The organism is Methylobacterium sp. WL120, assembly GCF_008039465.1.
GTDB classification, from domain to species: Bacteria; Pseudomonadota; Alphaproteobacteria; order Rhizobiales; family Beijerinckiaceae; genus Methylobacterium; species Methylobacterium cerastii.
In genome coordinates this window covers 1-6,223 of sequence record NZ_VRUT01000217.1, presented here as the reverse complement: position 1 = coordinate 6,223, position 6,223 = coordinate 1, and the positions used below count along the sequence as shown (strand labels likewise).

The 6,223-nt window shown below is 69.0% G+C and carries 3 protein-coding genes and 1 pseudogene; all 4 read right to left on the bottom strand.

All coding sequences use genetic code 11. The features are described 5' to 3' along the window. Positions 1-123: 123 nt before the first annotated feature. Positions 124-1,977, bottom strand: a complete 1,854-nt coding sequence (locus FV229_RS24500; RefSeq protein WP_187275272.1) for a KUP/HAK/KT family potassium transporter — start codon at positions 1,975-1,977, stop codon at positions 124-126. 176 nt (positions 1,978-2,153) lie between these two features. Then, positions 2,154-2,819, bottom strand: coding sequence for a dethiobiotin synthase (gene bioD / locus FV229_RS24495; protein ID WP_147754447.1), 666 nt, complete (start codon positions 2,817-2,819; stop codon positions 2,154-2,156). Positions 2,820-2,873: 54 nt separating this feature from the next. Continuing rightward, positions 2,874-5,771, bottom strand: a complete 2,898-nt coding sequence (gene secA / locus FV229_RS24490; protein ID WP_147754446.1) for a preprotein translocase subunit SecA — start codon at positions 5,769-5,771, stop codon at positions 2,874-2,876. Between the two features lie 202 nt (positions 5,772-5,973). Next, positions 5,974-6,223, bottom strand: a pseudogene (locus tag FV229_RS27680) (hypothetical protein); the annotation flags it as partial.

Here is a 6,223-nt window from a genome sequence, read left to right as displayed (position 1 = left end):
CGCAGCCCGCGACCTGGAGTACCATCGAAGCTGGCGGATCGAGCCGCGTCGAGGTGGGCTGATCTCGAAAAACAGCCCTGACGATCCAAATCGAGCGCCACGCCAGACTTCTGCAGCAGCCTGCTAGATCTCGATCTCGGTCCCCACCTCCACCACCTGCCGGGTCGGAACGCCGAAGAAGGCGCCTGTGCGCTCGGCGTTTCGCTGCATGAAGGCGTAGAGGCTCTCGCGCCAGGGCTGCATGCCACGGTGGTCGTTCTTCGGGATGATGGTCTCGTGGCCGATGAACACCGTGAGGTCGTCGAGCATCTGCGGCGGCAGCCGGCGGTGCTCGACGGCGCAGGCCAACCCGTCGGGGATCGAGGCGTCCTCCATGAAGCCGTAGCGCAGGGTCACCCGGTAGAAGTCGGGGGCGAGGATCGTGACGTGCCCGCGCTCGTCCCGCGGCACCGTCGGGGTCTCCTCGTACTGGGCGCAGACGATCAGCACCCGCTCGGGGAGGGCATGGCTGCGCTCGACGAAGCGCGACAGGTGCAGCGGGATGCCGTGCGTCGCCGCCGACAGGAACACCCCGGTGCCCCGCACCCGGACGAGGTCGCGGTGCTGGAGCCCGGCGAGGAACGCGTCCTCCGGCTGCCGCAGGCCGGCGCGCGCCTCCTCGACGAGCTGGTTGCCGCGCCGCCACGTCAGCATCATCAGCGCGACGATGCCGGCGAGGACCAGCGAAAACCAGCCGCCCTCGAACAGCTTTACGCTGTTGGCCCCGAGGAAGACGAGGTCGATCACCAGGAAGAAACCGTTCACCGCGAGGATCGCGACGAGGTTGTAGCCCCACTTGCGGGCGATCAGCGCGGCGAGCAGCGTGGTGATCGCCATCAGCAGCGACACGGCGATGCCGTAGGCGCCGGCGAGGGCGTCCGAGGATTCGAACACAACGACGGCGGCGATGGTGGCCGCCGCGAGCAGCCAGTTCACCGCCGGCACGTAGATCTGCCCGCGCTCCTCGGACGCCGTCTGGACGATGTGCATCGGCGGCAGGAAGCCGAGTTGGACCGATTGCTGGGTGAGCGAGAAGACGCCCGAGATGATCGCCTGCGAGGCGATCACCGTGGCCATCGTGGCGAGCCCGATCAGCGGGTAATGCGCCCAGCCCGGCGCGAGCCGGTAGAATGGGTTCTCGATCGCGTCGGGCGAGGCCAGCAGCAGCGCGCCCTGGCCGAAATAGTTGATCACCAGCGCCGGCAGCACCAGGGCGAACCATGCGATGCGGATCGGCCGGGCGCCGAAATGACCGAGGTCGGCATACATCGCCTCGCCGCCGGTGACGGCGAGGAAGGCCGCGCCCAGCATCGCGAAGCTGACGTGCCAGCCGGCATGGAACAGGAATTCCACCGCCTTCAGCGGGTTGGCGGCGGCCAGGATCTCCGGCTTGTGCAGGATTCCGCCGAGCCCCATCAGCGTGAGGACGAGGAACCACAGCAGCATCACCGGACCAAAGATCTTCCCGATGAAGGCGACGCCCTTGCTCTGCACCAGGAACAGCGCGACGAGGATCGCAATGGTGATCGGCACGACGTAGCGGCCGAGCGCGGGAGCATCGACTTTCAGGCCTTCGATCGCCGACAGCACCGAGATCGCCGGGGTGATCGCGCCGTCGCCGTAGAGTAAGGCCGCGCCGATCAGCCCGACGACGAGCAGCAACGCCTGCCACGAGCGCGGCTTGGCGTGTCGGGCGCCGAGCAGCGCCAGCATCGCGACGATGCCGCCTTCGCCGCCGTTGTCGGCCCGCAGGATCAGCACCGCGTACTTCAGCGAGACGATCAGGATCAGCGCCCACAGGATCAGCGAGACGGCGCCGACCACCGCGATCGGGTCGGCGTTGCCGCCGCCGCTCGCGGCGCGGACCGCCTCCTTGTAGGCGTAGAGCGGGCTGGTGCCGATGTCGCCGTAGACGACGCCGAGCGCGCCGAGCAGCAGGGCGGGGCGGAACCCCTGCGCGGCGGAAGGCTTCGCGCCGCCCTCCGCGCGGTCATGACTTTCGCTCACCGGGCGCCCTCGTCGTTTCTTGGCGCGACGCTAGCAGGCGCCGGTCGCCCGTCCATCGGAACCGTGCGCCGTGGCCGACGATCGCGAGGATGTGTGTCGGCCGGGCGTCAGACCAGGGCGGCGAGCGCGTCGGGGCAGGGCGCGTCGCGAGCGATCACGATCACCGGCACCTCGACATGGCGGCCGATCGCCTCGGCGACCGTCTCCGGCGGCGTCGGGGCGCCGGGGCTCTCGTTGACGACGATCGCAAGCACGGGCACGTCGGCGGCGCGGCAGGTCTCGTAGGCCGTGAGCGTGTGGCTGATCGCCCCGAGGTAGCTGCCCGAAACCAGGATGGCGGGGCAGGCCAGCGACCAGAGCCAGCCGAGGCCGGTCGCCTCCTGGGTGACCGGGCTCATCAGGCCGCCGACGCCCTCGATCAGCAGCGTGCCGGCCTCGGCTTCCATCCGCTCGAGGCACCAGGCGACGACCGCCTCGAGTTCCAGCGTGCGGCCCTCCAGCGCCGCCGCCTGGTCAGGGGCGAGCTCCGCCGCGTAGCGCCAGGGCGAGCAGGCCGCGACCGAATTTTCCGACACCGCGACACCCTGCGCCGCCAGGAGCCGCGCCGTGTCGCTGTCCGCGAACCCGGGGTCGCCCACCGGCGGCACGCCGCTCGCGACGGGCTTCAGCGCCCGCACGTCACGCCCGTCGGCCCGCAGCCGCCGCACGATCGCCGACGTGACGTAGGTCTTGCCGATCTCGGTGCCGGCGCCCGCGATGAAGACGGTCGTCATGGATACCCGCTGCGATTCTCCCTTTGCCGCAGAGGCGCAGGGAGAATCGCCCTCTCAGGCCGAGTAGCTGCCGTGGCAGTGCTTGTACTTCTTGCCCGAGCCGCACGGGCAGGGCTCGTTGCGGGCGACGCGGCCCCAGGTGGTGGCGTCGTCGGGGTCGCGCTCCAGCACGGCGCCGTCGGCCGAGAGCCCCTGCGCCGCGTAGCCGTAGGCCGGTCCGCCGCCGCCGTCGCTGCCGGAGCCGCGGCCGTCACGGTCCATCTCGTTCTCGCCGGTGACCGGGTCGAGGTGCTGGGCGAACATCTGCGACAGGCCGGGGGACTGGCCGAACGGGTTCGCTTGCGCCTCCGGCTCCTGGAACATGATCTCCACGCGCGAGAGCTGGCTGGTGACCTGCTCGCGCAGCTGCGTGACGAGGCCATTGAACAGGTCGAAGGCCTCGGACTTGTACTCGTTCAGCGGGTCGCGCTGGGCGAAGCCGCGCCAACCGATCACCTGCCGCAGGTGGTCGAGGGTCACGAGGTGCTCGCGCCAGAGGTGGTCGAGGGTCTGGAGAAGCACCTGCTTCTCGATGTAGGTCATCACCTCGGCGCCGTTCTTCTCCGAGCGCGCGGCGTAGGCGGCGTCGGCCGCCTTCTTCAGGCGCTCGCGCATCTCCTCGTCGGCGATGCCCTCTTCCTTCGCCCAATCCTCGATCGGCTCCTGAAGGTTCAGGACCTCGGTGACGCGCTCGCGCAAGCCCACCACGTCCCACTGCTCGGCGTAGGCGTTCTCGGGGATGTGGGTCGCGACGAGGTCGTCGATCGTCGCCTGGCGCATCTCCTCGACGGTCTCGGCAACGCTGTCCTGGCCCATGAAGTCGCGGCGCTGCTCGAACACCACCTTGCGCTGGTCGTTCATGACGTTGTCGTACTTGAGCACGTTCTTGCGCATGTCGAAGTTGCGCGCCTCGACCTTCTGCTGCGCTTTCTCGATCGCCTTGTTGATCCAGGGGTGGATGATCGCCTCGCCCTGCTCCAGGCCGAGCTTCTGCAGCATGCCGTCCATGCGGTCGGAGCCGAAGATCCGCATCAGGTCGTCCTGCAGCGACAGGAAGAACTTGGAGCGGCCGGGGTCGCCCTGGCGGCCGGAGCGGCCGCGAAGCTGGTTGTCGATGCGGCGCGATTCGTGGCGCTCGGTGCCGATGATGTAGAGGCCGCCCGGAAGCGCCTTCTTGCGGCCGGCCTCGGGGTTGGCCGGCTCGCCCGACGCCAGCACCTTGGTGCGGTTCTCGGCGATCTCGGCCTTGATCGCGGCGACCCGGGCGTCGCGCTCCGGGCCGTCCTCAAGCCCGGCGAGCTCCTTCTCGACGCGCATCTCGACGTTGCCGCCGAGCTTGATGTCGGTTCCGCGGCCGGCCATGTTGGTGGCGATGGTGATCGCGCCCGGCACGCCGGCCTCGGCGACGATGTAGGCCTCCTGCTCATGGAATCGGGCGTTCAGCACCGCGAAGCGCTTGGTCACGCGTCCCTCGCGGGCTGCGGCGTAGACGTCGGTCAGCGCGTTCGGGTCGGAATAGTCGAGCAGGGTGAAGCCGGCCTTCTTCAGCAGCTCCGCGATCAGCTCCGACTTCTCGATCGAGCCGGTGCCGACGAGGATCGGCTGATGGCGCGCATGCGCCGTCTCGATCTCCTCGATGATGCCGGCGTACTTCTCCTCGACGGTCCGGTAGACCTGGTCGTCCTCGTCGACGCGCTCGACCTCCTTGTTGGTCGGGATGTCGACGACCTCGAGCTTGTAGATCTCGGCGAACTCGTCGGCTTCGGTCGAGGCCGTGCCGGTCATGCCTGCGAGCTTCTCGTAGAGCCGGAAGAAGTTCTGGAAGGTGATCGAGGCCAGCGTCTGGTTCTCGGGCTGGATCGTCACCCGCTCCTTGGCCTCGAGCGCCTGATGCAGGCCCTCCGAGTAACGCCGGCCCTGCATCATGCGGCCGGTGAACTCGTCGATGATCACCACCTCGTCGTTCTTGACGATGTAGTCCTTGTCGCGCGTGAACAGGGTGTTGGCGCGAAGCGCCTGGTTCACGTGGTGGACGATGGTGACGTTGTGGCCGTCGTAGAGGTCGCCCTCCTTGAGGATGCCGGCGTCGCGGAGCGCATCCTCGATGAACTCGTTGCCTTCCTCGGTGAGCGAGACGGTGCGCTGCTTCTCGTCGAGGTCGTAGTGGGCCGGTACCAGCATCGGCATCAGCGCGTCGACGGTGACGTAGAGCTCCGAGCGGTCGTCCACCGGCCCTGAGATGATCAGCGGCGTGCGCGCCTCGTCGATCAGGATCGAGTCGACCTCGTCGACGATCGCGAAGTTGTGCCCCCGCTGCGCCAGCTGGGACATCTCGTACTTCATGTTGTCGCGCAGGTAGTCGAAGCCGTACTCGTTGTTGGTCCCGTAGGTGATGTCGCAGGCGTAGGCGTCCTTGCGCTGCTCGTCGTCGAGGCCGTGCACGATCGTGCCGACGGTGAGCCCGAGGAAGCGGTAGACCTGCCCCATCCACTCGGCGTCGCGGGCCGCGAGGTAGTCGTTGACGGTGACGACGTGGACGCCCTTGCCCGACAGCGCGTTCAGGTAGACCGGCAGCGTCGCGACGAGAGTCTTGCCCTCGCCGGTCTTCATCTCGGCGATGCCGCCCTCGTGCAGCACCATGCCGCCGATCAACTGCACGTCGAAGTGGCGCTGGCCGAACACGCGTTTGGCCGCCTCGCGCACGGTGGCGAAGGCGGGAACGAGGATGTCGTCGAGGCTCTTGCCGGCGGCGAGTTCCGCCTTCAGCATGTCGGTGCGGGCGCGCAGGGCCTCGTCGGACAGGACCTGGATCTCGGCTTCGAGTTCGTTGATCGCGGCGACGCGGGGACGATAGCCCTTCACGCGCCGGTCGTTCGACGAGCCGAAAATCTTCTTGGCGAGGGCACCGAGCATCGTGAACCTGCAAACGGGAAAGCCCGTCTGCGGTCTCCCGCAGACGGCTGGCCTTGGCTGAGTTGGCCGGGCTTATAGAGGTAAATATCGCAGGCCGCATCTAAAAGAGGCCGGCGCGCGATGGGCTGCGCAGAGGCGCCTCACAGGGCAGCCCCGGCCCACCCTCGGCGACCCGGTGCGCTCCGGCGTCGGACCCGCGGCTTCAGTTGATCTCGCAGAACCCGGCCCCGGCGCCGACGACGCGGCCCGGCGGGCACCAGGGGCCGGCGACGCGCACAGGGGACCGGGACGGCTTCGCAAGCTGCGACGTGTTCGGCAGCGTCACCGGAGTCAGCCCGGAGACCGGGGCGGGCGCCTCCGGCGTGGGTCGCGCCGTTGCGGCTACGGCGCTGGCGGACGCGGTTGCGACGGGCAGCGGGATGGCGGCGGCCGCGATCCGCTGGGTCGCGTGC

What these genes read in the sequence shown, in the direction of transcription:
- secA (WP_147754446.1), bottom strand. Translation starts at nt 5,771, where the DNA reads ATGCTCGGTGCCCTCGCCAAGAAGATTTTCGGCTCGTCGAACGACCGG.
- bioD (WP_147754447.1), bottom strand. Translation starts at nt 2,819, where the DNA reads ATGACGACCGTCTTCATCGCGGGCGCCGGCACCGAGATCGGCAAGACC.